Genomic DNA, 25,348 nt, shown 5'->3' with positions numbered 1-25,348 from the left:
TTAACAAACGGAATAATGAGGTGTTTGCATATGGATCATGAAGAACGGTTTTGGGTATCGACGATAGAAGAGTTGAAACAGGGTTATGTGTTTGAGGAAGCGGAAGGCTTTTATTATTGCCTCATATGCGGTGAGCGCTTCGAGGATGGCGAAATATTTCATGACGCACAAGCTGGACGCTCGTATGAGGCTCGCAAATATGCAGCGCTTCATGTGAAGCAGGAGCATGGCTCCATGCTTGATTATTTGCTTGAGCTCGATAAGAAGCAGACGGGTTTAACCGATTTGCAAAAAGAGCTCATCCGCGGGTTTGCCGATCATTTGTCCGACACCGAGATGATGAGCCGTACGGGCGCGGGCAGCGCCTCGACGATTCGAAACCATCGGTTCGTGCTGAAGGAGAAGGCGAAGCAGGCGAAGCTGCTGCTCGCCATTATGGAAATGATGGAGGAAGGCGCCGTTGCAGCGCCGCGCTTCGTGCCCGTGCACCGCACGGCGAAGCAGGTGGATGAGCGATATGCGATTACCGAGGTTGAGTATGACGAGCTATTGAAGCAATATTTGCCGAATGGACCGGAAGGCCCGCTGGAATCATTCCCGCGCAAGGAGAAGCGCAAAGTTGTGCTGCTGCGCCATATTGCTTCATATTTCGAGAGAGGGGTCCGATATACGGAGAAGGAAGTGAATGCGCGGCTCAGCACCTTCTGGGAAGAGGATTACGCGACGCTTCGCCGCTACTTGATTGAATATGGTTACTTGGACCGCAAGGACGATGGCAGCACTTATTGGATCAAGGACGCAGGCGGAGTGCAGCAGGAGCAGGCGGTACCGAAGGCAGCCTCGGCAGGCAAGCAAGGGAAGGCTGGGAAGAAAAAGGCGGCGAAGGAAGAGCAGAAGCAGGAGCAGAAGCAGGAGGAAGTACGGGAGGTTGAAACAAAAATGGATAAGGCAAGGCGTAAGCAACTGACGGCTGATTACCAGGAACGCGAACGGACAATGGGTGTATTTCAGATAAAAAATAATGCCAATGGCAAAATCTATGTGGGAGGCTCCACTAATTTAGATGCGCTATGGGGAAAAGAACAATTTGTTCTTAATATGGATACACATCCGAATCGTGAGCTTCAGAAGGAATGGAAGCAATTTGGCGGCGAAAATTTTTCTTTTCTCATACTAGAGACCGTTAAACTTGAGCAAAAGATTCGTTATGATTATAAAGACGTTTTGGACCCAGTAGGCCGTCAGCCCGTTGATTTGGTTCGTCAATATAATCGGGGAGTGGGAGATTTGAAGGAGCAGTGGGTAGAGAAGCTGCAGCCCTTCGGGGAAAAAGGCTACCATGGCCTTGCCGATAAAGGCAACGGTTAAGAAACATTTTTGAAGAGGGAGAGTGTGGAAGAGTATGTCTGCTAAAGTGGTAGCTGGAGCGGGAGATAGCTTGCTCCGCAACAAGTTTTTTCAAACGATTTTGCTGTCAAATGTATTGCTGCAAATCGGGATTTGGGTACGCAACTTTGCGATTTTGATGTATGTAACAGATAAGACGAACGAAGATCCGTTCGCGATTAGTTTGATGGGGTTTGTGGAATTTTTGCCGATTTTCGTATTCTCGTTTATTGGCGGAACGTTTGCTGACCGTTGGAAACCGCGTCTAACGATGATTTGGTGTGATTTCCTATCCGCCTTATCCGTATTTATCGTGCTGATTACGCTTCTATATGGATCATGGCATATGGTCTATTTAGCTACATTCGTGTCCGCGATATTATCGCAGTTCTCGCAGCCATCGGCCATGAAGCTGTTTAAGCAGCATATTCCGGCGGAGCAGGTGCAATCTGCAATGGCGATGTTCCAATCGCTTATTGCGATCTTCATGGTACTCGGGCCGTCGCTCGGCGTAATGTCCTATCAAAAATTCGGCATTGAAATTTCGATCGGCGTCATGGGCGTTGCCTTTCTATTGTCGGCTGTCGTCTTGTTCCGTATCCCTCGCGACCGTGAGGTAGAGAAAAGCGAAATAGTTGCAAACCGACAATTTTGGCAGGAGCTTAAGGATGGATTTAACTATGTATGGCGCAGTCCGGTATTGAAGGCGCTGGGCGGAACGTTCGCTCTGGCTGGGACGGCGGTCGGTATTGCCCAAACGCTTGGCTTGTTCATCGTGCTTGAACGACTGGGTCAGCCGAAAGAATTTTTGCAATATATGTTGATGGTCAACGGAATTGCAATGCTAGTTGGCGGCGGAGCGGTCATGGTCGTTGCCAAAAAGATTGCGCCGCAAAAGCTGCTTGCACTCGGCCTTGTACTTAGCTCGCTGTGCATGATCGGCACTGGATTATCGACGAGTGTTCCAATTACACTGGTACTGCAGTTTATTAGCGGACTAGGCTTCCCGATGATTCAAATCGGTATTAGCACGATGATTTTGCAGTGGTCGGAGGAATCCTATACGGGTCGAGTTAATGGCGTGCTTACCCCGATGTTTATGGGAATGATGGTCATTATGACGCTCGTTTCCGGACAGCTGAAGGTGGTATTCCCGTTAGTCGGCATCTACATCGTAGCAGGTTCGATTATGTTCTTGGGCATGCTGCTGCTAATCCCGTTGTTCAAGCATAAGCCGCTTGTCGCTCAATCTACCAATTAGTCTATTGGAGGATATTGACAGATTCTGCCTCTGTGAAGTAACATCTATTTTAATGAATATGACGTATGGCGAAGCACGCTTACACCCTCGGATGGGGGAGGGGCGTGCTTTTTTGTGCTGCGTCGGTAGTGTCTCTGGGAGAGGGGCCTGCTGAGGGTGGAGAAGCGAGACTGTCGAAAAATGACAAAAGCTGGTGATGGAAGGGAGGAAAAAAGAAGGGAAAAGGGATAGGCGGAAAGAAATGGTATGTTGTGCTGTAAAAAAATGTGTATTTTAAGAGCTGTCAACAATATAAATGGGAGTGGTTGAATATGCAAAAAATAGGACGAGTCATACTAGTGATAACTTTACTGGTGACATTGCTGATGAGCGTGCAGGCAGCAGCTGCAGCAGCGGCTTTTATAGATACGAAGACCCATTGGGCGAAAAAGGAGATTGATACAGCAGTTGCTCAGGGCTGGATCAATGGTTATGATGCCAAAACCTTTAAACCAGATTCAAACATAACGCGGGCTGAATTTTTAAAATCGCTTATAGCCGCATTGAAAATCAAAGCAGAAGACACGGATACGCCATTTGCGGATGATGCCGGCTGGTTTCGTTCTTACATCGCTTCTGGATTGAAGCTATCGATTATTAAGGTTGGCGATTATAAAGAGAATACGTTTGAGCCTAATCTTCCGATTACGCGTGAGGAGATCGCTCGCATGACGATTCGTGCGCTTGGTAAGGATGCAGAGGGAGTAAAGTCGGGTTATTTGGCAGTCGCTAAGAAGCTGGAGATTATGAAGGGTTATCCGGATGGAACGATGGGCGGGGAGAAGAATGCTACCCGCGCGGAGGCTGTGGTGATGATTGCGAATACGTTGACGGCGAAGAATCCTCTCGCGCAAGTGACAGCTTATCCAAAAACGAAGGAGCAGTTGAATGCGTTGATTCAGTCGTTGCCTAGTTTTAAGGGGAATACAACATTCGGTAGGAAACAAGCGCTACTTATTAATTTAAAAGGGACAGATGTATTTTCAGATAACACTGTTTTAATTGAATATGTTGAAGAATATAAGAGAATATCACTTAACACATACATTTCTTCACCTGAAGTTAGAAATTTAGTAAAGGATATATTAAAATTCTATTATCCTAGTAGTTTTGAAAAGGCATATAGTAATTATATTAAAGTAGAAAAATTAAAATCCACAGATGAAGGAAGTAATATACAAACAACTTACGACGGAAAAATTTTCATAGTGTATAAAGGTAGTGATGAGATGGGTGTTTCAATTAAAATTGGAGGTTAAATCTGTTGAAAAATTTACGGAAAAGAACCCTTTTATATGCCCTGTCAATTTGTTTTTTGCTAATCTTACCAATTAATGTTGAGGCTGCAACAAATTGCTTGGCACCTTCTGAATATAGCGAATTGGCGAAAGAATATATGGAATATTATAATATTCCATTAGAGGATTCAAAAAAGCGGGCATTAAATGAGAAGTTTCTACTAAACCATTCTAACATTGGTTCAAATGTCATCGTATACGGTTGTCCTTCCGATGTAGATAAAACTGTCCAAGATATAAAAAAAGGGCAATATCGATATCTTGGATGGGATATTGAAGGTAATTTATATCGGAATTGGATGTTTGAAAGTGATTTAAATGCTACGAAAAGTGTAGCGAAAAACTGGGTTAAATTGCCTTGGGAAACAGCAACAGGGCAAATGAAAAATATAAAGGTTACAAACTTATCACAGCATCCTGATGTTACTAAATGGCTCACAGAAATGAAAGATCCATATGGGCATTCTAAAACATTCTTAGAAAGCTATAACAAATTAAAGAACACAAACTGGACAGCTGATATTCTCATGGACTACGTTATTATACAACAAGCCCGTACAAAGTTCTCTCCAGGCGTAGTTCAAATGTGGAATATATGGCAGCCTGACGGCTCTTGGTGGTATGAAGTCTTTACAATACCAGCAGAAAAAATTGATCCACCGCCTTCAAAACCTGATCTTGTCATTAAAGAGATAGTTATTCCGGCGGATGCTTGGGTTGGCGACTCAGTACCAGTAAAAATTACAACAGAAAATAAAAGTAAAAAGGTAGGCAGTGGTTCATTTACAGTAGGCATCATCGGAACAAACATCAAATCAGAAGTCATTTCAAACATACCTCCTGGACAGATTAAAACGGTTACCGTGAATGTTTCCTCAACAACAAGCGGTATTAAGAACTTCACCGCTAAAGCGGATTTTGGTGAAGCCGTTGCTGAATCAAATGAGACGAACAACACAAATGATTTCAAAATCGCTTTTAACAAGAAAAACGAGCCAACAACGCCAATCGCCATTATAAGTCACCTGCAGGGCGATCATCGAACCGAGCCTGAAATTACGATCAAACCATCGATCGATCCCAAGCTGGACGATAAGCTATCCTATTCACCCGGCAAAGAACCGATCACGCTTTACGAGTGGAAATACAAGACACCAAACGGGAATACCATCAACAAAAAACCTTTAACAAATAACTTTGCAACTTTAGGAAAATACCTTGTTGAACTTCGCGTAACCAACAGCAAAAACAAAGTGTCAGACTGGGCAAAATTGATCGTTAACGTGTCAACCGCTCCAGCTACGCCGAAGCCAAGCGCAACGCCAACTCCGAGCAGCACGCCTATAGCAACGCCCACCTCTCCCCCTTCACCAACCCCTAATCCGATGGATCTAGCTATTCGGTTTGTGCCGGATATGATTATTGCAGGGGAAAAGTCTTCATTATTAAACACATCTTCCGGCTACGATACTTTTGAGTGGGACTTTTCGCCAGAACTTGAAGCAGTCCTTCCGAATAAGAGCAATCTTGAATTTAAAGATGTAACCTATAACACGGTGGGCGATTATTCAGCCAAATTTACAGGAACTAATGACCGAGGATCAATGAGTACATCGGCTCGACTAACGGTAATTGATCCAAAGCCTGTAGCCATTGTCTCAGGGGTGACTCGGATCACGGAAGGTCGGCCATTTCCTGTCCCGTTTCATCTCAATGATTCCTATACGCCGCTCGAATTTCGTGGTGCAACGATTGATCATAGTAAATCAGAAAAAAGATACAAGCCTGCAAGTGGATCTAGTTATGTTTCCGGCTTCCCTACGGTCAATAATTTTGCTTTAGGGGATTACATACTGGAAGGAAAGGTTTACGACACGACAGGCCGTTTCAGTGATTGGGCATCGCTGCAGCTGAGTGTTGTTCCCGATATGCCGCCAACCGTTCAGATCACAGCTCCAGAAGAATCCTATCGGAATAACGCATTCATGCTCTATATGGAAGCGGAAAGTCCAGACGGAGATACTATCAATCACTTGATGCTTGAGGAGCGATACGATTCGAACGGCAATGGAAATTTTGAGGAAGAGCCATGGACGACACTCTATAACGGAGTATATAAAACAACGCATACCGTTACATATACGTCTGTTGGCCAAAGACAATACCGCGCTATTGTTACGGAAGATTACGGCAAAAAAGGCAGTTCTAATCTAGCGAAGACGGACATTCTGAACTATGCACCCGAAGTCAACTTTAATGCATTCGGGATCACGGAGCAGCCTGGTCAAGGAGAGGATAGCTCACCGCCGATTACGCAATTTGCACCGCAATCGATCCTGCGGTCATGGGTATTAAAGAATCCATATGTAGGCGGTAATGCTGATAAACTAGCGTGGCTTGCCGACTCTAACGTTCGGACAAAAAATGCTGTTCAAGCAAACTTTAATTTACAGTATCCTGATGCTGGCGCAGGACTTAATTTTCGTAATATAAATGCTTATGCTTCCGATACTGTGGCGAAACCGCAATGGATGCTTTTCGGTGGAGGTACGAGTAAGCATGAATATGTTCCTATCGTCTTTGGCGGCAAGCGAATCTATACGTACCAACAGATTTATTATGATATCGATACCGGACTCAAAACGTTTACTTACTATCAACGAGACGCAAAGACAGGAAGTCCTATAGGGCCAGCACTTACAGTTACAGAGTCAGTTCCTTATTATCAAACTATTATAGGGATGCAGAAAGACGAGCAACTACATGTAAGTTGGACAGAAAACAGTCAATTCAGATACCGAATCATAAATCCACAAGGTACTACTGTGCAGGATAACGGCTTTCCAATATTAAATGACGGAAGGCAGCAAAAGTTAGTTCTCTATAAACTAACCCCTGATTTGAAAAACGTTATCATTGGCATTGAGTATATTAATTGGGATGATAAATTGGTTGAAACGAAGTATTATAAATACTCGGTCGAGAGCCAACAATTGATATGGGAAGCGAATGGAAATATTATCCCTTTAAAAGGAGCAAATTATAACATAACTTATAAGGACGATGGTACAGCCTATATTTCGGGACGTGTATTGACTAAGATTACGCCGAACGGTATTAGACTTGATTCAGGACTTATTAGTACAACTACAGCGTATTCGGGATCAGCTCCAACAGTCTCTCCTGTATCCATATCAAACGATGGACAGTATTTATATGTATTTACTTATGTGAGAGCCTCCGATTACCGTTTAGCATTTCAAGTTAAGACCTATAATTCTAGTAACTTGTCGTTAGTAAAAACGGGAGGGCAAACCTATAGCAATCCAATAAGGGAAGATGAAATGCCGAATCGAATACTTGTGATGAAAAACGATGACGTACTCGTATCTGGAAACAGAGCTGATGCTCTTGTTTTTAAAAAGGACGGAACGAAAATTATGAGTCCTTATGATCCTAATACATTTAAAAATGCCGAGCGTGTATCTCAATTACCGAATGGTGATCTATTTTCCATAAACACACAATATATACCTAGCGGAAATGATAATCCGCATTCTATTTACAGCTTATTTAACATAACTAAGAACGTTTTAATAAGTGAAGGAACTCTCGTTACGGGGTATTTTAATAGCTCTGAAGAAGATTCTCCTATTTTACCGGATGGTTCACTCTATGTTTTCCATCTAACTGACGAAAGCCTTGTGGTTATCCCTTTTGCCTCTACTTCGGGCAAAAGCGGAATCAATCCTGTTGATCCTAACACGATAAGCGTATCTGGCGATGAATGGGGCGGCCTGCTTTACGATCAAAATGCCGTAAAGAAAAATTACGCATTCGAATTTAACGTCAGTGTAAACGACATCAAAAACGACAAAACAATCGGTGCTGGCTTTCAGATTCAAAATGAACGGAATATGTACTCGGTGGAGTGGAGCAATAATACCCTTTCCATGTACCGTGTTGTGAACGGGAACAAGACGCTTTTGCAATCTACACCATTAGCACGTTCAGCATTCAATACGTACCCGATCAAGGTAGAATCAATCAACGGCATCCAGCGCGTCTATGTGAATTACGCTAAACTGCTTGAAGTTTCCGATGGTACTTATGTGAAAGGATCGGCTGGTTTTATGGCGCTGGGGCAGTCAAACGCAATCTTCTCTAGTGTGAAAATAACAAATTACGGTGACACGTACACCGAACAAACGTATGAAACAGTTTTAGTAAACGAACCACTCCTATATGAGAAAATCTTCAATGATATTGATAAAGACGTAATGGGGGCTGAAGAGTGGAGTTATAGCCATAATCCAAACTTTTTCGAGAATCCCGATGCTCTAAGTGCGTATATTGGTCAATCTTTCCCAAGCACCATCAATGCTTTAGACCGAGCGGGCTTATATGAGATTACATTCCGTGGGCAGGATAATCCTGGATTAGCCTCCTATCGCAAATGGTCACAGCCGGTTAAAAAGATTATTTACGCCCACCGTAGACCACTAGCGCAGCCTGACGTGCGTTTCACTGGGCGAGTGTACACAGAAGGCGAGTCGCTTGATTATGAAACGTATGACACCTCTTATGATCCTGACATCGCACATCTATTATCGGACAAGCTATTCCGCACACGCTGGGCCGATGAAAGCACATGGACAACAGGGAAACGAGAATATTACAACCGTCCAGGTGTGGAGTTGATCGTACAGGAGCAAGTAAGAGACATACACGGCGCATGGTCGTATTGGGGTGAGTATATCGTCTATAAGGACGTTTTACCGCCAATCAATCAAACGAAGCCCGTTATGACGATCACATATCCTTCGGGCGTAACGGCAGCAGCTCCAAACGTACTAATCAAAGAGCCAACGATTACATGGTCTTACTTTGATGCAGAGGGAAATCCGCAAGAGAGCTATCGTCTATCCATGACGTATGTAGACAATAATGAGACAGCTTTGTACATTGAGCATGAGGGCAATGCGCTAAGCTATCAAATGTTGGCTGAAACCATCACACCTGGCCGCGTGGTAAAAGTACAAGGTCAAGTGTACTCTGCAGGCGTGTGGTCGAATGTAAGCAACGTTCGATACTTTGTTCTAGACTTGCCTCCTGCGACTTATTTACTCTCGTATAACGGACCAGATGGAGACAATCCGATTTTTACTAATTCGAATCGTCCGCAGCTGCGCACATTTGTAGTTGATCCTGAGAATCATCCGATTGCCGCGATTGATTATGAGGTGTTCCGCGCATCGAGCGGTGCAACAGTGATAGACACGAACGCGGCCACAGCTACAGCCAGCTACACAACGACAGCTCTTGCGGAAGGGCTGCATTACTGGCGCGCCAGGGCAAACGATAGCTTTTTATGGGGGCCGTACTCTAGCAATGGATTTTTCTTTGTAGATACGGTTAAACCGGCTGATGTTGATGAACAGCTGCTTGTTGAACCGACCGCGGTAACGGTGCAGTTCAATGCTTTTAGCGATGCTGCTCCATCCTCTGGACATGCAACTCGAACCTTTTACTTGCAAAAGGTAAATGCAGATGGCAGTATTGCCAATATTGATCTAAACAATGATGGAACAAAAGAGTATAGCATCCCGCTAGCGCTAGACCGTCTGTCCTACCAGGTAACAGGTTTAGCTGCCGGGCAGCAATATCGTCTTACCGTTCTTGATTATGACGAAGCTGGCAATGAAGGACACTACGCGTATATTCATTTTGTGACCAACCGTCCGCCGACCGCAGATTTTGATTGGTCGCCAAAGCCGGTTTACGAGGGAGATTTGACCACCTTTTCTTCAAATGCGGCTGATCCGGACGGCAATGCGCTTTCGATTGCTTATGAGCTGACGAGCCCGTTGGGAGTCAAAAGCAGCTATTCCTACACGGTCAATGGACCAACCTATCCGGCAAGAGGTCCTTCTCTAAAGCTAGCAGCGGCAGGTGTCTGGAGCATGAAGATTATGGTAAGCGACGGGATTGCCGATCCGGTTAGTATAACCAAGCAGGTGCAGGTGCTGCCGCTTCATGTTACGGGATTTGTGAAGCATACGGATCTATGGGATGAGCGACGGATTGATTACAATTTGGACAAGACAGGAAGACCTGATTCTCCGCGCGGTTATTCGGTTTTTTGGGCTGGCGAGAAGTTTGTGCTGGAGGCGGATACGACGTTGACAGGAACAGCGACGAAGGCTGAGCGGGTCGAAGTTAAGATGTCGAGCTATGCAGAAGCGCTAGATAAGGGCAATGCAGCGCAAACGAGCTGGAGCGGCGAGCTATGGGATCATGCTTTTGCTGAGCTCGAGCAAGGAAAACTTCAGTTTATATTTACAGCTTACTACTCGAATGGGACCATCAAGGAGACGGTTGTCGAAGTATCAATGGATGGGAATGCGCTGAATACCGTGGGCGTTCATCGTGTCCAATAAACAAACAGGAGCTGTCCCGATTGGTCTCAAAAGACGACGGGGCAGCTCCTGCTTCCTATTTAGCTTTTAATTTTTGTGAAAAACCTGCTAATGGCGTAATATGCAGCCCCTCTCACAGCGGATTGATCCTGAAGCTCTGCGAAAAGGATGCGCATTCGCTCACGGTGATACGGAAGCGTACGCTGATCGACAGCTGCTTGTACGGCTGGTTCCAACCATTCGGCGGCTCGGCTCATGCGGTTGCCGATGATGACGACATTCGGATTAAACACGTTGACGATATTCGCAATGCCCGCGCCCAAATAGTCGCCAACCGAGCCTATAAGCTCGATCACGCGCTCATCTCCAGCAGCCGCTGCGAGGAGCAGCTCCTCTAAATTTTCGAAGCCCAGCGATGCCGCGCGCTCAAGCAAAGCATTCTCAGATGCATACAGCTCCCAGCATCCGCGATTGCCGCAGCTGCAAGGTTTGCCGTCATACTCAATCGAGAGATGGCCTAGCTCGCCGGAGAAACCGGAAGCTCCTTTGTACAGCTCCTTGCTCAAAATAATTCCCGTTCCGATTCCGATTCCAACGCTGACGTAAATTTGGTTTGGAATGCCGCGCCCTGCGCCATATTTCTGTTCGCCCTGAGCGCCTGCGTTTGCTTCATTGTCTATCGTTACCGGCAGCTTGAAGCGCTCCTCAAGCTGCGACTGCAGCTCCACCTGACGCCACTTTAAATTCGGAGCAAACAGAATCGTTCCGTTATCGTCAACGATGCCTGGTACGCCTACTCCGATGCCGACAACGCCATAAGGGCTTTCGGGCGCTTCATTGATAAGCAGCTCAATGCATGCTTCCAGCTGCCCAATGACAGGCCCGGCATCCTGCTGCTTGAGCTTGCTCTGATGCTCTGCAACTACCTTCCCTTCCAAGTCGACCAGCATGCCGCGTATATAATTAACCCCAAGATCAATGCCGACAGCGTATCCTGCGGTTCCATTAAATAACAGCATGACAGGCTTGCGTCCGCCGCTCGATTGTCCTGGCCCATTTTCTAAAACAAGATGGTTGTCGATCAAATCTTGAACGAGACTGGATACCGTCGCTTTATTAAGTCCGGTTAGCTCTGATATTTGCGTTCGCGAGAGCGGCGCATGCTTCAGTACGGATTCGAGCACGATAGCCGTGTTTATTTTTTTGATGAGCGCTAAGTCTCCTGTTGGTTTTACTTTCATACTGGAAGCCTCCGTCCAAGTCACGATATTTATCATTGTAGCACGAAATGCCGGTTAAGGAGGCAGCTAGAGACGCTTCATCCTTAAGGCGATATAAGCTGGAAATAAGTTATGGCTAGTGTAACACAAAATCTTAGTTTGTTTAATAGACAAACTAAGTTGAGGCATGTTATTCTAAATGTAAGCACTAACAAAAATATCGAATTCCGTGAAGGAGGATTTTATTTTCTATGAGCTATTTTAAAAATATCAACACAATCCAGTTTGAAGGCAAGGGCTCGGACAATCCGCTGGCATTCAAACATTACGATCCTAATCAAGTTATTTTAGGCAAAACGATGGAAGAGCACCTTCGCTTCGCGGTTGCTTATTGGCATACGTTTAATGCAAATGGTACAGACCCTTTCGGCGCACCTACTATGGTTCGCGGCTGGGATCAATATAGCGGCCTTGACCGTGCGAAAGCGCGCGTTGAAGCCAATTTTGAATTTATGAATAAATTGAACATTCCTTTCTACGCATTCCATGACGTGGACATTGCGCCGGAAGGCGAAACGCTGCAGGAAACGAACAAAAACCTCGACGTGATCGTGGCGCTATTGAAGGACAACATGAAGTCCTCGGGCAAAAAGCTGCTTTGGAACACGGTTAACATGTTCTCGAACCCGCGATATGTGCATGGCGCTGGAACAGCTGTCAACGCTGATGTTTATGCCTATGCAGGCGCACAGTTGAAAAAAGGGCTTGAAGTAGGTAAAGAGCTTGGCGCAGAAAACTACGTATTCTGGGGCGGCCGTGAAGGCTACGAAACGCTGCTTAACACAGATATGGGCTTTGAGCTTGATAACCTTGCCCGCTTGTACCACATGGCAATTGCTTATGCGAAGGAAATCGGCTTTGACGCTCAATTCTTGATCGAGCCGAAACCAAAAGAGCCAACGAAACACCAATATGATTTTGATGCGGCTACAACGATCTCATTCCTGCAAAAATACGGCTTAAAAGATCACTTCAAGCTGAACCTTGAAGCGAACCATGCAACGCTAGCAGGCCATACGTTTGAGCACGAAATTCGTACAGCGGCTATCAACGGCATGCTCGGATCGCTTGACGCGAACCAAGGCGATCTATTGCTCGGCTGGGATACGGATGAATTCCCTACTGATCTTTACTCGACTACGCTGACGATGTTTGAAGTATTGAAAGCTGGCGGCATCGGCCGCGGCGGCATTAACTTCGACGCAAAAGTTCGTCGCGGCTCATTCGAAGCGGAAGATCTGTTCCTAGCACATATTGCGGGTATGGACAGCTTCGCATGGGGGCTGAAAGCAGCTGCGAAATTGACAGAAGAGAAAATTCTCGACAATATCGTCGATAACCGCTACCGCAGCTTCAAAGAAGGCATCGGCGCAGAAGTCGTGTCCGGCAAAGCGACGCTTGCATCGCTTGAGCAATATGCGCTTCAAAACAATCCGATCAAAAACGAGTCAGGCCGTCAAGAGCGGATTCGCCTCGTACTGAGCGAAGTTATTTTCAGCGTTTAAGGTCGGGAGGATTACAGCCAAATGAGCTATGTTATTGGGATAGATTTAGGAACGAGCGCAGTCAAGGTGCTGCTCGTTGACCGCAATGGCACGGTAGCCGCGGAAGCATCTCGCAGCTACCCGCTTCTCCATGAACGTTCGGGGTGGAGCGAGCAGCGTGCAGATGATTGGGTGGACGGGACGATTGAAGCGCTGAGAGAACTGACTTCAAATGCTGGCATCGATGCCGGCGCAATTGAAGGCATCAGCTTCTCCGGCCAGATGCACGGGCTTGTCTTGCTGGACGAAGAAGGCAATCCCGTTCGGAATGCAATACTCTGGAATGATACGCGTACGACGCAGCAATGCCGTGAAATCGAGCGTACGCTTGGCGATAAGCTTCTTAGCATCACTCGCAATCCGGCACTAGAGGGCTTTACGCTGCCGAAGATGCTATGGGTTCGTGAGAATGAGCCGGAAGCATTTGCGAAGGCAAAGCTGTTCCTATTGCCAAAGGATTATCTCCGCTACCGGCTTACCGGCGAGGTTCATATGGATTATTCCGATGCAGCAGGCACGCTCCTTCTAGACGTGGCCGGCAAAGCGTGGAGCAGCGAGGTGCTTGATGCCTTTGCTCTACCAGCTAGCTTCTGTCCGCCGCTTGTCGAGTCTCATGGACTAGTCGGAACGCTGCTGCCGCAGTTTGCTGAGCGCTCAGGTTTGCAAGCAGCAACTAAAGTGTTTGCGGGCGGCGCGGACAACGCATGCGGAGCGATTGGATCGGGCATCCTGTCCGAAGGTTTGACGCTTTGCAGCATTGGCACATCGGGCGTTATTCTATCCTATGAGAATGATAAATCGAAGGATTTTGCGGGCAAGGTGCATTTCTTTAACCATGGCAAAGAGGATTCCTTTTATGCGATGGGCGTTACACTAGCTGCTGGCTACAGCCTTAGCTGGTTTAAGAAAACGTTCGCGCCAAACGAATCCTTTGACCAATTGCTTGAAGGAGTAGGCGCTGTGAAGCCGGGAGCGGGCGGACTGCTGTTCACGCCTTACCTCGTTGGCGAACGCACGCCGCATGCGAATTCCGTTATTCGCGCGAGCTTTATCGGCGTTGACGGCTCGCATGAGCGCATTCACTTTGCGCGTGCGGTTATGGAGGGCATTACCTTCTCGCTCAACGAGTCGGTCGATATGTTCAGACTGGCTGGCAAAACGGTCGATACCGTCATATCCATCGGCGGTGGCGCGCAAAATCCGGTATGGCTTCAAATGCAAGCCGATATTTTTGACGCGACGGTCGTAGCGCTCGAGAATGAGCAGGGTCCAGGCTTAGGCGCAGCTATGCTGGCTGCTTACGGCAGCGGCTGGTTTGACAGCTTGGAATCATGTGCGGATAAATTCGTGAAGCATGCGGCTTCGTATTCACCGCAGCCTGATGCGGTTGCTGCATACGCAGGCATCTTCAAGGTATATCAGCAGGTATATGAGCAGACGCGCGGTTTGAACGAGGCGCTCGCGCCATATCGCGGCTGATCATGGAGAGCTAAGAGCAGATATTTACCGCTTAAAGCTGCTCCATATCGTTTCAGGTCTCACACCCAGCTCTCCGGCAATCAATTCAGCCGTTAGGCGCTGGGGTTTTTTAATTTTTCCGTTGCGTATTTTGGAAATGGTCGTAAGCGAGATTAAAGTTGATTGCGCGAGAGAGGTTACGGAAACGTTTTTGCTTAGCATAAGCAGCCGGAGCTTGTACGACGGGTCCTCTTCCGGATTGTTCACATGCAGGTTCTTCAAGATGAGAACAAAGTTTTTGAAGCTGCGATTGCCATTGTAAAAAGGTTGGATAACGGCATCGGCGCTGTAATATCGGTCATCAAACTTAAGCTGAAAGTCAATGGATTCGACTGTACGATTATTTTTGGCAAATTCTAATACCCGTTTAATTCTACTCTGATCGTGGTCTGCAACGAGATCAAATATCGATTTGTTTATATACAAGGAAGAAGGCTGCTTCACAGGCGCGTAATAATGTTTTAAGTTCATAATAAAATAACGTTCATTTACGATGGATGAGACCATAATTTTATTGTGCATAATATATTCGTCTATCCACTTGGCTTCGCGCAAATCCTTGCATATGATGACATAAACCATACGTTCTCCAAGCTGCAGCTTGCGGCAAGATAGGCGCACATCCGCTGGAGTTGATGTTTTGGTAACAAGCTTGCATTCGAGCTGTGGTGAGTAGGCATCCTCGTCAGAGAGCTGATCAACGGCTTCCTTGAAGGAAAACCCTGACGTCTGCGTTGAGATGATTGTGGTTGGGTCGAGCAGCATGAGGTCCGATTTTTTAAAGCCAGAAAAGACTGCAAACGCTTGATTGACATCGCGAATAGACCAGCGGGATTCGTCGAGCTCGACGATAAGCATGGGATCTGAAAGCAAATAAAATAAATGATTCATCGATGACACCTTCCCATCATAAAGCGTATACCAATCCTAATGTAATTATTATGTCATAAAACCTAACATACTTACATCATTTTTTGTGAATAAACAATGACATGTGATTTATCACTTGTTTTTAACATGATTTTGCGGCGTTTGGGCACGCTAAACAAAATGAAAAAAGGAGGAATACAATTGTCTATTAACTCAGCCTTATTATTTGATTTTAATGATGAAGGCAGCGCGTCACTTGCTTGTGAAACGCTGAGGGAGCTCGGCTACGAGACCGTTCTTCATGAAGGGAGCCGCATGCATGTGCATTTGGAGGGAAGCGACCTGACATCTGCCCTTGAGATCGCGCAATCGCATGGCGGACAGCTTGTCGAGCAAGCCCAAATCGATGCAGATGCTGTAACGGACAGCGCTTATTCGCTTGATGCAATCGCCATTCCAGCTCATTTAGTGAATGAGGATTGGGCTTCATCCTATGGAGATACTGAATTTTCCGAGGAGCTGCACAATCGTGACGATGAAGCGGATTTAAACGAGGAGTTTCTGCCTGATCCCGGTACATATGGCCATTTCTCGGGTGATGTGCGGATTTAGCTGCCTGTTCGTTACATAAACAATAATAAAAAGGCTGTATCCATTGTCCTGGGACGATGGGTACAGCCTTTGCTGCATTTATCGAAGCACGGCGTTTAAGCCTGCTGTGTAGCCGGTCGAGAACGCTGCGGTTATGTTGTAGCCTCCGGTATAGCCATGAATGTCCAATATCTCTCCGCAAAAATACAGCCCAGCCATCAGCTTTGACTGCATCGTTTTTGGATCGACCTCCTTCAAATTGATTCCTCCGCCCGTTACGAATGCATCTTCTATAGAAAGCGAGCCGTACACTCTTATTGGAAAATGCTTAATGAGCTGGGACAGCGCTATCCAATCCTGCTTTGGAATATTGTCGTAAGTAAGGCTATCCGCCAAGCTGGCCTTCTGAAGCAGAATCGGAATCATTTTTTCGGGCAGATAGCCTTTAAGCACATTTTTTATCGTTTTTTTGGATTCGAGCTCGGTGAGCCTCAGCGTTTCCTTGTAGACCTCGTCCTTGCTTTTCTCCGGCATAAGATCGATCGCTACTTCGATATTGCCTGTGTTAAACTGCTTTAAGGCTTTGACCACGAACTGGCTGCACCGCAGCACGATAGGGCCTGAAATGCCAAAGTGCGTGAATAGCATATCGCCATAATGCTGAATAATTTGCTTCCCCTTAGGGCTCCAAACCGACAGCGCCACGTTGCGAAGCGATAAGCCCTGCAGCTCCTTGCTTGTAATAAAGGGCTCATTCGACGTGAGCGGAACCTCGGTTGGGAATAGCTCCGTAATCGAGTGTCCGGCTTTTTCCGCCCAAGCGTAGCCGTCGCCGGTTGATCCGGTTTGAGGGACAGATTTGCCGCCAGAGGCGACGATGACGCTCCGGCTGATGAACGTCTCGCCGGATTTAATGCGTACACCCGTCACTTTTCCTTCGTCATACATGATATGATCGACAGGAGCGTTTAATATGATTTTGACACCTTGGTTACGAACCTGATTAACAAGCGTATCCACGACAGTCTTAGCCTTGTCCGATACCGGGAACATGCGCCCGTTGTCTTCTTCCTTTAGGGCAATTCCGAGGTTTTCGAAAAAAGCGATAATGTCCTTGTTGTTGAAATTCGAGAAGGTGCTGTGAAGAAAACGTCCATTGCCGGGAATATGCTTGATTAGCTCGTCCAAATCTTTATTATTCGTTACATTGCATCGCCCGCCGCCCGAGATGCCTAGCTTGCGGCCTAATTTATCGCCTTTGTCGAGAAGAAGCACCATAGCGCCATCCTTGCTCGCGGCTATACTGGCCATTAGCCCGGCTGAGCCTCCGCCAATAACAATTACATCATATTGCATCTATTTCCACCTGCTATATTATTAGTAGTATATATAATACCATAAAAGAAAGGCGGCGTTATAATGCTGCGTGATGAATGGCAATTAACTGGTGCAAAGGGCTCCACATTATTTATGAGGGAATGGAAGCCCGAAGCGCATGAAATAAAAGCTGTCGTCTGTCTTGTGCACGGAATGGGCGAGCATGGCGATCGGTATAAGCATGTGGCGTCACACTTTACGGATGCAGGAATTGCGCTTATTGCGATTGACCAGCACGGACACGGCCGCTCAACTGGCAAGCGGGGGCATTTGCCTTCGATAGGCGCAGCTGCAAGCGATGCTGCTCTTATGATTGAAGCCGCAGGCAAACGGCACACTGGCTTGCCTGTTTTCTTATACGGCCATAGCATGGGGGGCAATGTGGCGCTTAACTGTGCGCTGCGACTCCATCCGCCGATCAAAGGACTCATTCTGACAAGTCCGTGGCTGCAACTGGCGTTCAGGCCGCATCCGGCGATGGAGTGGGTCGGGCGCAAGCTCGCAGCCGTTGTTCCGACGATGCACCAATCGACCGGCTTAAAAACTGCTGATTTATACCGCCCTGGCTACGATCAGGCAGCGCCAATCGTAGAGGATCCGTTATGTCATACAAAAATTACGCTCCATACTTTTACGGAGGTAGGCGCTGGCGGAGAATGGGCGCTTGCTAATGCAGCAAATCTTCAGGTTCCTTTGCTGCTTATGCATGGGACTGCCGATCGTGTGACTTCATTTGATGCAAGCAGTCAATTAGCTGAAACGCTTGGCGAGCAGTGCCGCTTCAGACGCTGGGATGGCGGAATGCATGAGCTTCACAATGATATCGAAGGAGAGAAAGCGATTTTAGAAATGTTAAATTGGCTTGAAGAGCAATTGTAAATAGATGCCTTTTATGCTTTAATCGGATTAAAGATACGTATACTCGGTAATGAATTATTAACTTAATATGAGGCATGCATTCAGAGCGCGAGTAGGGGGAACCGATCAGATGTGTTAAAGGAATTGCTGTTACAATTCATTTTATCCTTATTGCCTGTTTTCGCCTTCCAACTTTGGCATGATAAAGAGCAGGGCAGGAAGGGTATGCCTCTGTTTATGGGCATTTTTTGCAGTATATCAATGATACTTTGTATGCTGACAACTACAAATGTATACGGCTACGATGTTGATTTTCGGCTAATTCCTTATTTGCTTGGCTCGCTTTATGGAGGGCTGCCAACACTGACTGTACTTACCTTCATATATATAGCCATAAGATTTTCGATGCTGGACAGCGTATGGGAAATAGTCAGCTTCATTATTTTCATCGTCGGTTTTGTAACGCTCATGCTGTTTTCGATACGTCCTTTTCAACGAGCTTCGGCACTTCGCAAGGAGTATAAGAGCATACTATTGATGTCTGTATTAATGCTTTATTTCATCATTACGATTATCGGCTTTATTTCCTTTAGCGAGGTGTCATGGTCGTATAGGATGGTCATAGCTCTTATCCTATCTGTATCCGCTTCATTAACGGCCACTTGGCTGTCCATCTTCATGATTGAGAGCGTAAAGGAAAAGAAGCTGCTCAATGATGAGGTGAAGCGAGTATCGGCTAATTATCGAAATGAAGTGGAGAAGCTGCAGCAATTTATAAACGAGACGTCCTTTGGCGTGATCGTCGTTGATCGTGAAGGACAAATCACACATTCCAACGAGATGGCGACTCTGATGCTTAGCTTGCGTCCAGAATATAATGAAGCAAAGCAGATGCTTGGAATTGCGTTCCCGCTCGTATTTCAGAGCGGATACGGAGATGCTTGTGTCAAGCTGCTCAATCAAGCCCTTAATGGCAAGAAGTCTTCGCTTGTTCCGTTTGCAGATGGCGAGAAAATAATGCTGTTAACGACCATCTCGCTGCGAACGTCTCTGACGGATCAAAATGCGGGAGCAGCGCTTATAGCACAGGATATAACGGAGCTGAGTCAGTTGAAGGATGAGGTTGGCCGAATGGAGCGCCTCAGTTTAGTCGGTCAGATGGCAGCAAGCATCACGCATGAAATTCGCAATCCGATGGCAGTCATTCGCGGTTTTATCCAGCTCATTCAGGAACGGAGTCCGAATAATCAGCAGGAATATTTTCGAATCGTCATTGACGAGCTTGACCGCGCGAATATGATTATTAGCGATTTTTTGTCGCTGGCGCAGAATAGGGCGCTTACGATGGAGCCGTCATCGCTGCATGATATTATTTACGATCTCATTCCGCTGCTCAATGCGGACGCGAATTTGCGCGGCCAGACGATTGAAGTGGAGCTTTGTGAGAATTTGCCGCTCATTATGATGAACAAAAGAGAAATTAAGCAGCTGTTTCTAAACCTAGCCCGCAACGGCATGGAATCGATGAGCGATAAAGGTTCGTTATTTATTAGCACCAACTATTATGAATGCAAAGTAGAAATGCGAATTGCTGATCAAGGCATTGGAATCTCACCTGAACAGATGAAGCATTTGTTCGAGCCGTTTTTTTCTACGAAAACGCAGGGTACTGGCTTGGGATTGCCGCTTTGCCTCAGCATCGCGGAGCGCCATAACGGACGGATCGACGTGGAATCCAAGGAGGGCGAAGGAACGGCGTTTGTCGTAACCTTCTTCCTGCAAGAGGAGAAGGCCAGTTAAGCGGACTACCCTGAATTGGGCTGTAAATGAATGTTGTTCATTTACGGTTCTTTTGCATAGAAAAACAGAAGTAAGGAGTGTTGAAGATGGATATTCGCAAGCTGACTGACGCTGAGCAGCCTCCGATGGAGCTGCTGTTGCTCGCGGATCCTTCGATCCAGCTCGTTTCCCAATATTTAAAGCGTGGTAAATGCTTCGTCGCCGAAATAAATAACGAAATTGTCGGTGAATATGTTCTGTTGCCAACAAGGCCGGACACGGTTGAAATCGTGAATATTGCAGTCGCTGAGCCCGAGCAAGGAAAGGGAATAGGGAAACAGCTGGTAAAGCATGCGATTCAGAATGCAGCGCTTCAAGGCTATAAAACGATCGAAATTGGGACCGGAAATTCGGGTATGGCCCAGCTTGCCCTTTATCAGAAATGCGGTTTTAGAATGACGAGCATTGACCGCGATTTTTTTGTCAGGCATTATTCGGAATCGATTTATGAGAATGGGATTCAGGTTGTCGATATGGTGCGTCTCTCTCAGGATTTATAAGGAAGGAACGATTGTCGCATACTACCCTTGAACGATAACCCGCATTATAGGTTATGAGTATGTTGGGAGGAGGCGTTGGCATTGTCACAGCAAAAAGAAGGAAAAAACCGTTCGGCTGAGCAAGCGCAGCAGGCTGCAAAAAACGCGGAAGATAAGGGCAAGTCGCCAGAGTCCGCTGGTTTTGACAAAAAGCTGGATGGACCTAACCGTCCGTCTATCTAGTACGGAGGTGATCATGTGACTGCGGATAAGCATGAGAGCAATAAGCATGTTGACGATCCGGCGCTGGATCCGTTTGAGATCGAGTTTTTGCCGCAATTTCGCGAAGGGCGCGGAAGCCGCGCTCCTTTTGTGAATCAGCATGGCATCGTGATCGGCGATCATGAATATGAGTCGCCAGACTCACCGCTATCACAGTGGAGCGAGGATACCGATCCGGCTGTAATGGCGGGCGATGAATGGGTGCATCCGTTTAAAGATATAGGTTTTCTGACAGAAGAGAACCGGGATATTTTTGAGAAGGGACTCCCTCCGAAGGAAGGATTATTTGCGCATCCCGACAAAAATGCAGCATACGGCCTTGATGACCCGAGCGGCTCTTCCGATTCAACATGAAAAAGAACAACCGGAGTGTACGCGCTCCGGTTGCTTTATTTTAACTACGGACGGTATAATAGTAGCTAAAATAAAGTAATTAAAGGAGTGTGTTTCGATGTCGATGTCATTCGAACGATACATGTTAGATATGGTGCAGCCTATGCGGGACGATCTTACTCGCATCGGTATTCAGGAGCTGCGCACACCTGAAGAAGTAGAAGAAAAATTGCCAAACGCAAAGGGTACGGCGCTTGTCGTTATCAACTCGGTTTGCGGCTGTGCAGCAGGCCAATGCCGTCCAGGCGTTGCCGAGGCGCTTCAGCATGATATTACTCCTGATCATCTGTTTACTGTATTTGCAGGACAGGATAAAGAAGCGACTGCTAAGGCTCGCGAATATTTTGCTCCTTACCCGCCATCCTCCCCTTCCATCGCTTTGTTGAAGGATGGAGAGCTAGTCCACTTTATCGAGCGCCACCAGATTGAAAATCGTTCCGCAGCGGACATTGCAGCCGATCTGTCAGACGCTTTCGATCGGTTTTGCCGCTAAGTAGGACGGTAACGATGAGTTTACAACAAGAAATTATTGATAGACTTGGCGTTAAGCCAAGCATCGATCCAGAGGCTGAGGTTCGCAAACGGGTCGATTTCTTGAAGGAATATGTAAAGCAATCAGGTACGACGGGACTTCTCATCGCTATTAGCGGCGGGATTGACAGCGCAGTCGCAACTGGCTTATGCAAGCGTGCAACGGATGAGCTCAGCGCGGAATCCGGCCGCGAATATATGACGCTTGGCGTTTTCCAGCCTTACGGCGAGCAATCGGATATTGCCGACAGCTACGCGGTAGCAGAAGCGTTCCAGCTCAAGCATCGCGCCGAGACGAATATCGCGGAAGCGGTGGACGAAATTGCGATCGAAGTGGAGCATAGCTTCAAGTCGCTTGGCATCCCTCGCCATTTGAGCCGCGGCGGCAAAGGCAATGTGAAGGCAAGAACGCGCATGGTCGTACAGTACGCGCTTGCTTTTGATTTGAATCTGCTTGTCGTTGGTACCGATCACGCGTCCGAGGCGATTACCGGCTTCTATACGAAGTGGGGCGACGGAGCAGTGGATGTTACTCCGCTTAGCACGCTCAACAAACGTCAGGTTCGCCAGTTGGCCTCCCATATCGGCGTTCCGCAAAGCGTGCTGGACAAAGCGCCAACCGCAGGCTTATGGGATGGGCAAACCGATGAGGGTGAGCTGGGCATTACCTATGGCGACAATAGCGATTATCTTGAAGGCAAGGATATTAGCGCCGAAGCTCGCGAGAAGCTTGAAAAACAATATTTGAAAACCGAGCACAAGCGCTCCCCGATTCCGGGTATTTAACCTTTAAGCTGATTTTGTTCTTGATTTCGTTACGAGACTGTCCCGTTGGACCGAGCAATCGGCTTGGGACAGTCTTTTCTTTATACGCAGCATCAGCTCGTTTTTGCAAATCAAATAAGAAGGTGTGCATGAATTGAAAGCGAGAATACCGTACTTCATTGCCGTTATGGTCACGATGATACTTGGCTTGAGCTCTAGGCGATTTGCTGAAGCATTGCCTGTTTTTGCTGCGGAGCATGCGGGCGATGCGCTTTGGGCGAGCATGATCTATTTTGGCGTTCGAGTGGTGTGGGTGCAAAAGAGTCTGCTATGGGCTGCGCTAATTAGCCTTTTATTTTGTTTTGGCATCGAATTTAGCCAGCTTTATCAGGCGCATTGGATTCAATCGATCCGCAGCACTTTTATCGGAGCATTGGTGCTCGGGCGCGGGTTTTTGGGGGTTGACTTGGCGAGGTACAGCGCTGGAATTATCTTATCGCTGTTGATTGATGGGTATTTCAGCAAACGCAGCATGATGAAATGATGAAGCAGCAGACGAGAAAGCGAGATGACTTGCTTCCTCGTTTGTTTTTATTATTATTTTCTATACCATGCCAGAAACGCCTCGGCAACCGCAGTGCCAGCAGCGCCGTTCGGATGAGGATCGTCATAAGGACTCATAAATTCGGGCCGGAGCAGCTGGTCATTAGGCACGGCTTGTCCAAGTACGGCAGCGATGTCGAATATGCCGGACACAGCCTCAGCGCCAGTTGCAGCTATCATTATTTCGGAAGGATGACAATGAAGCGCTTTCCGATACAATTGAAATTATAATATGATAGAAAGAAAATCTGGTAAAACCAAGGAGACTAGTGAAATGACCTTCACAGCTAGACAAATCGAGATCATACGGAAAGTTGCGATAAAAGCCCATAGCCAGCCACTCCTAAGCAGCGGATTATGGTTTCATCACGATATACGCGATAATTTCTATTATGCCTCGTATTTATTCGCGGCCGCAGTCAGTATTCCAGAGCAGCTGCCATTTGAGTCGAATGCCGCTAAACTTACGGCAGAACGTATTCTGCTAGAGGTGCTTCGTCTTCAAGATCAGAACCCTGAAAGCGCTACCTACGGGCATTGGCCGTTAAAATTAGGTCAGGAGCCGCAGCTTGCAAAGCCGAATGTATTGCCTGTGGAGCTCATGGGGAGCCTGATGGCCTTCTTCACGGATCGATATCGCCTACTTTTTACCGAGAGTCTTGCGTTTGCTTTTGAATCGGCGCTCGTTCACATTTACCGAAGCGGCTTCTACCTGCGAAAAAATGTATTCGGCCATCACGATGCCAAATATACAGCGGCCAAGCTGATCTTCGGTCAATTATACGAGGATGCTGAGCTGCTAGAGGACGGGCGCAGCAATCTCCAGCTTACTTTAGCCCATGTTCGCAAGCATGGAATGTCCGAGTACGGGAGTCTGCCGTGGTTTTGGCATTGGGTGCAGGCCTTCACATGTGCATGGCAGCAAATCAACGATCCGGCGATCAAAAAAGAGCTCGGCGACATGCTCGACTATCTCTGGAGCGAGAGAGCGGCGTTTTATCTGAAGGGAGCCTGGGTTGGCGCCCATTGCCGCGGCCAAAAGCATGATATTCCGCTTGATGGCAATGTGCTCCACGACTATGTGCAATTCGGCGATTTTGAGCTGCCTGCGGAAATGCCTCGGACGGAGTATGCCGGGTTTCTATATTACGAGGCTCCTGAGTCGGCCCGTCAAATAGCGCTTAATCGCAGCGAGCCTGTCGAGGTGAAGAAAGTGATCACGAAGCTTACCGATGAGGGCTCGAAACAGCTTCGCAGCTATGCTTACATTACCTCGGACTTTGCAGCCGGGGGAATGTGGGAGCGGCATGGGGAGTTCGACAACGAGCAGCATCGCTGGGATATTACGTTTCCACTGCTGGATCAGCTTTGCGGCGTGAACCAAGCTTACTTCTTCCATCCGGCAGAGACATATGCGAGTGGTGATCCAAGGCATCAAACCGAGCATATGGAAGTGTTATTTCACAGAAACACGATCGCCGCACTCTATCCGCTTCCAGCAGGCGTGGCGCATCAAATTGTCGGTGTATTGCCGAATGCGGATTGGCTGCAGGAGCAAGGCGTTCTGCTCGGTCAGATGAAAAATGTATATTTGGCCGTCTATTTGATGCAGCCTTATGAGGTTGAGCGGTTGACTGATCGTTATATTGTAACAAGCGAAGGAAGCCGAAACGGTGTCATTCTTGAAGCAATCCGTGTACAGGAGGCGCAGCAAAGGGGTCTCAACAGCTTTGAGACATTTGCGGATGAAGCAAGGCTCCGTGCCCCTGCTTGGTCGGCCGATGATAAGCTGAGCGTCCGATATGCGTCCTTTGATGGAAGCGTGCTTCAGCTAAGCGTTGACGATTACGGCGGAACTGAGAAAAGGGTTAATGAGACTCCGATTGATTTTTCCGAATACACGCTCTAACTAGACGTTCATTTCACATATCGTTCACAGCTCAATAGCTCTTAAGAGTCATGTGCTGCATGCCCCCCCATTGATACAATTTGGTCAGTTAATCCAAGTCGATGGG

The 25,348-nt window shown here is 47.1% G+C and carries 19 protein-coding genes and 1 pseudogene; 16 read left to right on the top strand and 4 right to left on the bottom strand.

Translation table 11 applies throughout. The features are described from left to right. Positions 1 to 15: 15 nt before the first annotated feature. The 4 genes and pseudogenes from AC1TPC_RS01690 to AC1TPC_RS01675 all read left to right on the top strand — a co-directional run. Positions 16 to 795, top strand: a pseudogene (locus AC1TPC_RS01690) (DUF2087 domain-containing protein); the annotation flags it as partial. Between the two features lie 607 nt (positions 796 to 1,402). After that, positions 1,403 to 2,647: an MFS transporter gene (locus AC1TPC_RS01685; protein WP_482065134.1), complete on the top strand. Its 1,245-nt coding sequence runs from the start codon at positions 1,403 to 1,405 to the stop codon at positions 2,645 to 2,647. A 311-nt stretch (positions 2,648 to 2,958) separates the two neighbouring features. After that, entirely contained in the window at positions 2,959 to 3,945 is a 987-nt protein-coding gene (locus tag AC1TPC_RS01680; RefSeq protein ID WP_482065133.1) for an S-layer homology domain-containing protein, read from the top strand. Between the two features lie 137 nt (positions 3,946 to 4,082). Then, positions 4,083 to 10,424: an Athe_2463 domain-containing protein gene (locus tag AC1TPC_RS01675; RefSeq protein WP_482065132.1), complete on the top strand. Its 6,342-nt coding sequence runs from the start codon at positions 4,083 to 4,085 to the stop codon at positions 10,422 to 10,424. A gap of 59 nt (positions 10,425 to 10,483) precedes the next feature. Here the strand turns inward: AC1TPC_RS01675 and AC1TPC_RS01670 are convergent, their stop codons facing one another. Then, positions 10,484 to 11,644: an ROK family protein gene (locus tag AC1TPC_RS01670; RefSeq protein ID WP_482065131.1), complete on the bottom strand. Its 1,161-nt coding sequence runs from the start codon at positions 11,642 to 11,644 to the stop codon at positions 10,484 to 10,486. Between the two features lie 230 nt (positions 11,645 to 11,874). Between AC1TPC_RS01670 and xylA the strand changes: the two genes are divergently transcribed. Both xylA and xylB read left to right on the top strand, forming a co-directional pair. Continuing rightward, positions 11,875 to 13,188, top strand: a complete 1,314-nt coding sequence (gene xylA, locus AC1TPC_RS01665) for a xylose isomerase (RefSeq protein WP_169083557.1) — start codon at positions 11,875 to 11,877, stop codon at positions 13,186 to 13,188. A 21-nt stretch (positions 13,189 to 13,209) separates the two neighbouring features. Next, positions 13,210 to 14,706 carry a xylulokinase gene (gene xylB / locus AC1TPC_RS01660; RefSeq protein ID WP_482065130.1) on the top strand — a complete coding sequence of 499 codons (1,497 nt, stop codon included), beginning with the start codon at positions 13,210 to 13,212 and terminating at the stop codon, positions 14,704 to 14,706. A gap of 24 nt (positions 14,707 to 14,730) precedes the next feature. Here the strand turns inward: xylB and AC1TPC_RS01655 are convergent, their stop codons facing one another. After that, the gene (locus tag AC1TPC_RS01655) at positions 14,731 to 15,636 is read right to left on the bottom strand and encodes a helix-turn-helix domain-containing protein (RefSeq protein WP_482065129.1); all 906 of its coding nucleotides are present in this window, start codon (positions 15,634 to 15,636) and stop codon (positions 14,731 to 14,733) included. Positions 15,637 to 15,816: 180 nt separating this feature from the next. Between AC1TPC_RS01655 and AC1TPC_RS01650 the strand changes: the two genes are divergently transcribed. Continuing rightward, positions 15,817 to 16,227 (top strand): hypothetical protein, encoded by a 411-nt coding sequence (locus AC1TPC_RS01650; protein ID WP_482065128.1) that lies wholly within the window; start codon positions 15,817 to 15,819, stop codon positions 16,225 to 16,227. 78 nt (positions 16,228 to 16,305) lie between these two features. Here AC1TPC_RS01650 and AC1TPC_RS01645 read toward each other — a convergent pair whose 3' ends face one another. Then, entirely contained in the window at positions 16,306 to 17,562 is a 1,257-nt protein-coding gene (locus AC1TPC_RS01645; RefSeq protein ID WP_482065127.1) for a BaiN/RdsA family NAD(P)/FAD-dependent oxidoreductase, read from the bottom strand. Positions 17,563 to 17,625: 63 nt separating this feature from the next. Between AC1TPC_RS01645 and AC1TPC_RS01640 the strand changes: the two genes are divergently transcribed. The 8 genes from AC1TPC_RS01640 to AC1TPC_RS01605 all read left to right on the top strand — a co-directional run bounded on the left by AC1TPC_RS01640 (position 17,626) and on the right by AC1TPC_RS01605 (position 23,274). Then, positions 17,626 to 18,462 (top strand): alpha/beta hydrolase, encoded by an 837-nt coding sequence (locus tag AC1TPC_RS01640; protein WP_482065126.1) that lies wholly within the window; start codon positions 17,626 to 17,628, stop codon positions 18,460 to 18,462. Between the two features lie 252 nt (positions 18,463 to 18,714). Further along, positions 18,715 to 20,241: an ATP-binding protein gene (locus tag AC1TPC_RS01635; protein ID WP_482065125.1), complete on the top strand. Its 1,527-nt coding sequence runs from the start codon at positions 18,715 to 18,717 to the stop codon at positions 20,239 to 20,241. 86 nt (positions 20,242 to 20,327) lie between these two features. Then, a complete protein-coding gene (locus tag AC1TPC_RS01630; protein ID WP_482065124.1) occupies positions 20,328 to 20,780 on the top strand; it encodes a GNAT family N-acetyltransferase in 453 nt (150 codons plus the stop codon). A gap of 81 nt (positions 20,781 to 20,861) precedes the next feature. Next, positions 20,862 to 21,002, top strand: a complete 141-nt coding sequence (locus tag AC1TPC_RS01625) for a hypothetical protein (RefSeq protein WP_482065123.1) — start codon at positions 20,862 to 20,864, stop codon at positions 21,000 to 21,002. A 15-nt stretch (positions 21,003 to 21,017) separates the two neighbouring features. Continuing rightward, positions 21,018 to 21,395, top strand: coding sequence for a DUF3905 domain-containing protein (locus tag AC1TPC_RS01620; protein WP_482065122.1), 378 nt, complete (start codon positions 21,018 to 21,020; stop codon positions 21,393 to 21,395). A 97-nt stretch (positions 21,396 to 21,492) separates the two neighbouring features. Beyond that, positions 21,493 to 21,927, top strand: coding sequence for a BrxA/BrxB family bacilliredoxin (locus tag AC1TPC_RS01615; protein ID WP_482065121.1), 435 nt, complete (start codon positions 21,493 to 21,495; stop codon positions 21,925 to 21,927). A 14-nt stretch (positions 21,928 to 21,941) separates the two neighbouring features. Next, positions 21,942 to 22,751, top strand: a complete 810-nt coding sequence (gene nadE, locus AC1TPC_RS01610; RefSeq protein WP_482065120.1) for an ammonia-dependent NAD(+) synthetase — start codon at positions 21,942 to 21,944, stop codon at positions 22,749 to 22,751. Between the two features lie 124 nt (positions 22,752 to 22,875). Then, complete coding sequence (locus tag AC1TPC_RS01605; RefSeq protein WP_482065119.1) at positions 22,876 to 23,274, top strand: ribosomal maturation YjgA family protein; 399 nt, start codon at positions 22,876 to 22,878, stop codon at positions 23,272 to 23,274. Positions 23,275 to 23,327: 53 nt separating this feature from the next. On the opposite strand, the gene AC1TPC_RS01600 is transcribed toward AC1TPC_RS01605, so the two are convergent. Further along, the gene (locus tag AC1TPC_RS01600; RefSeq protein WP_482065118.1) at positions 23,328 to 23,486 is read right to left on the bottom strand and encodes a hypothetical protein; all 159 of its coding nucleotides are present in this window, start codon (positions 23,484 to 23,486) and stop codon (positions 23,328 to 23,330) included. Positions 23,487 to 23,607: 121 nt separating this feature from the next. Between AC1TPC_RS01600 and AC1TPC_RS01595 the strand changes: the two genes are divergently transcribed. Further along, positions 23,608 to 25,242 (top strand): hypothetical protein, encoded by a 1,635-nt coding sequence (locus AC1TPC_RS01595; RefSeq protein WP_482065117.1) that lies wholly within the window; start codon positions 23,608 to 23,610, stop codon positions 25,240 to 25,242. The last annotated feature ends 106 nt before the right edge of the window (positions 25,243 to 25,348 follow it).

It is taken from the genome of Paenibacillus sp. Y280 (assembly GCF_056786335.1).
This window is presented reverse-complemented; position numbering and strand designations above follow the sequence as displayed.

Bases quoted from the DNA above. Each gene is read 5' to 3' on its own strand.
- AC1TPC_RS01685 (WP_482065134.1), top strand. From the start codon at position 1,403: ATGTCTGCTAAAGTGGTAGCTGGAGCGGGAGATAGCTTGCTCCGCAAC.
- AC1TPC_RS01680 (WP_482065133.1), top strand. From the start codon at position 2,959: ATGCAAAAAATAGGACGAGTCATACTAGTGATAACTTTACTGGTGACA.
- AC1TPC_RS01675 (WP_482065132.1), top strand. From the start codon at position 4,083: ATGGAATATTATAATATTCCATTAGAGGATTCAAAAAAGCGGGCATTA.
- AC1TPC_RS01670 (WP_482065131.1), bottom strand. From the start codon at position 11,644: ATGAAAGTAAAACCAACAGGAGACTTAGCGCTCATCAAAAAAATAAAC.
- xylA (WP_169083557.1), top strand. From the start codon at position 11,875: ATGAGCTATTTTAAAAATATCAACACAATCCAGTTTGAAGGCAAGGGC.
- xylB (WP_482065130.1), top strand. From the start codon at position 13,210: ATGAGCTATGTTATTGGGATAGATTTAGGAACGAGCGCAGTCAAGGTG.
- AC1TPC_RS01655 (WP_482065129.1), bottom strand. From the start codon at position 15,636: ATGAATCATTTATTTTATTTGCTTTCAGATCCCATGCTTATCGTCGAG.
- AC1TPC_RS01645 (WP_482065127.1), bottom strand. From the start codon at position 17,562: ATGCAATATGATGTAATTGTTATTGGCGGAGGCTCAGCCGGGCTAATG.
- AC1TPC_RS01640 (WP_482065126.1), top strand. From the start codon at position 17,626: ATGCTGCGTGATGAATGGCAATTAACTGGTGCAAAGGGCTCCACATTA.
- AC1TPC_RS01635 (WP_482065125.1), top strand. From the start codon at position 18,715: ATGCTGACAACTACAAATGTATACGGCTACGATGTTGATTTTCGGCTA.
- AC1TPC_RS01630 (WP_482065124.1), top strand. From the start codon at position 20,328: ATGGATATTCGCAAGCTGACTGACGCTGAGCAGCCTCCGATGGAGCTG.
- AC1TPC_RS01615 (WP_482065121.1), top strand. From the start codon at position 21,493: ATGTCGATGTCATTCGAACGATACATGTTAGATATGGTGCAGCCTATG.
- nadE (WP_482065120.1), top strand. From the start codon at position 21,942: ATGAGTTTACAACAAGAAATTATTGATAGACTTGGCGTTAAGCCAAGC.
- AC1TPC_RS01595 (WP_482065117.1), top strand. From the start codon at position 23,608: ATGACCTTCACAGCTAGACAAATCGAGATCATACGGAAAGTTGCGATA.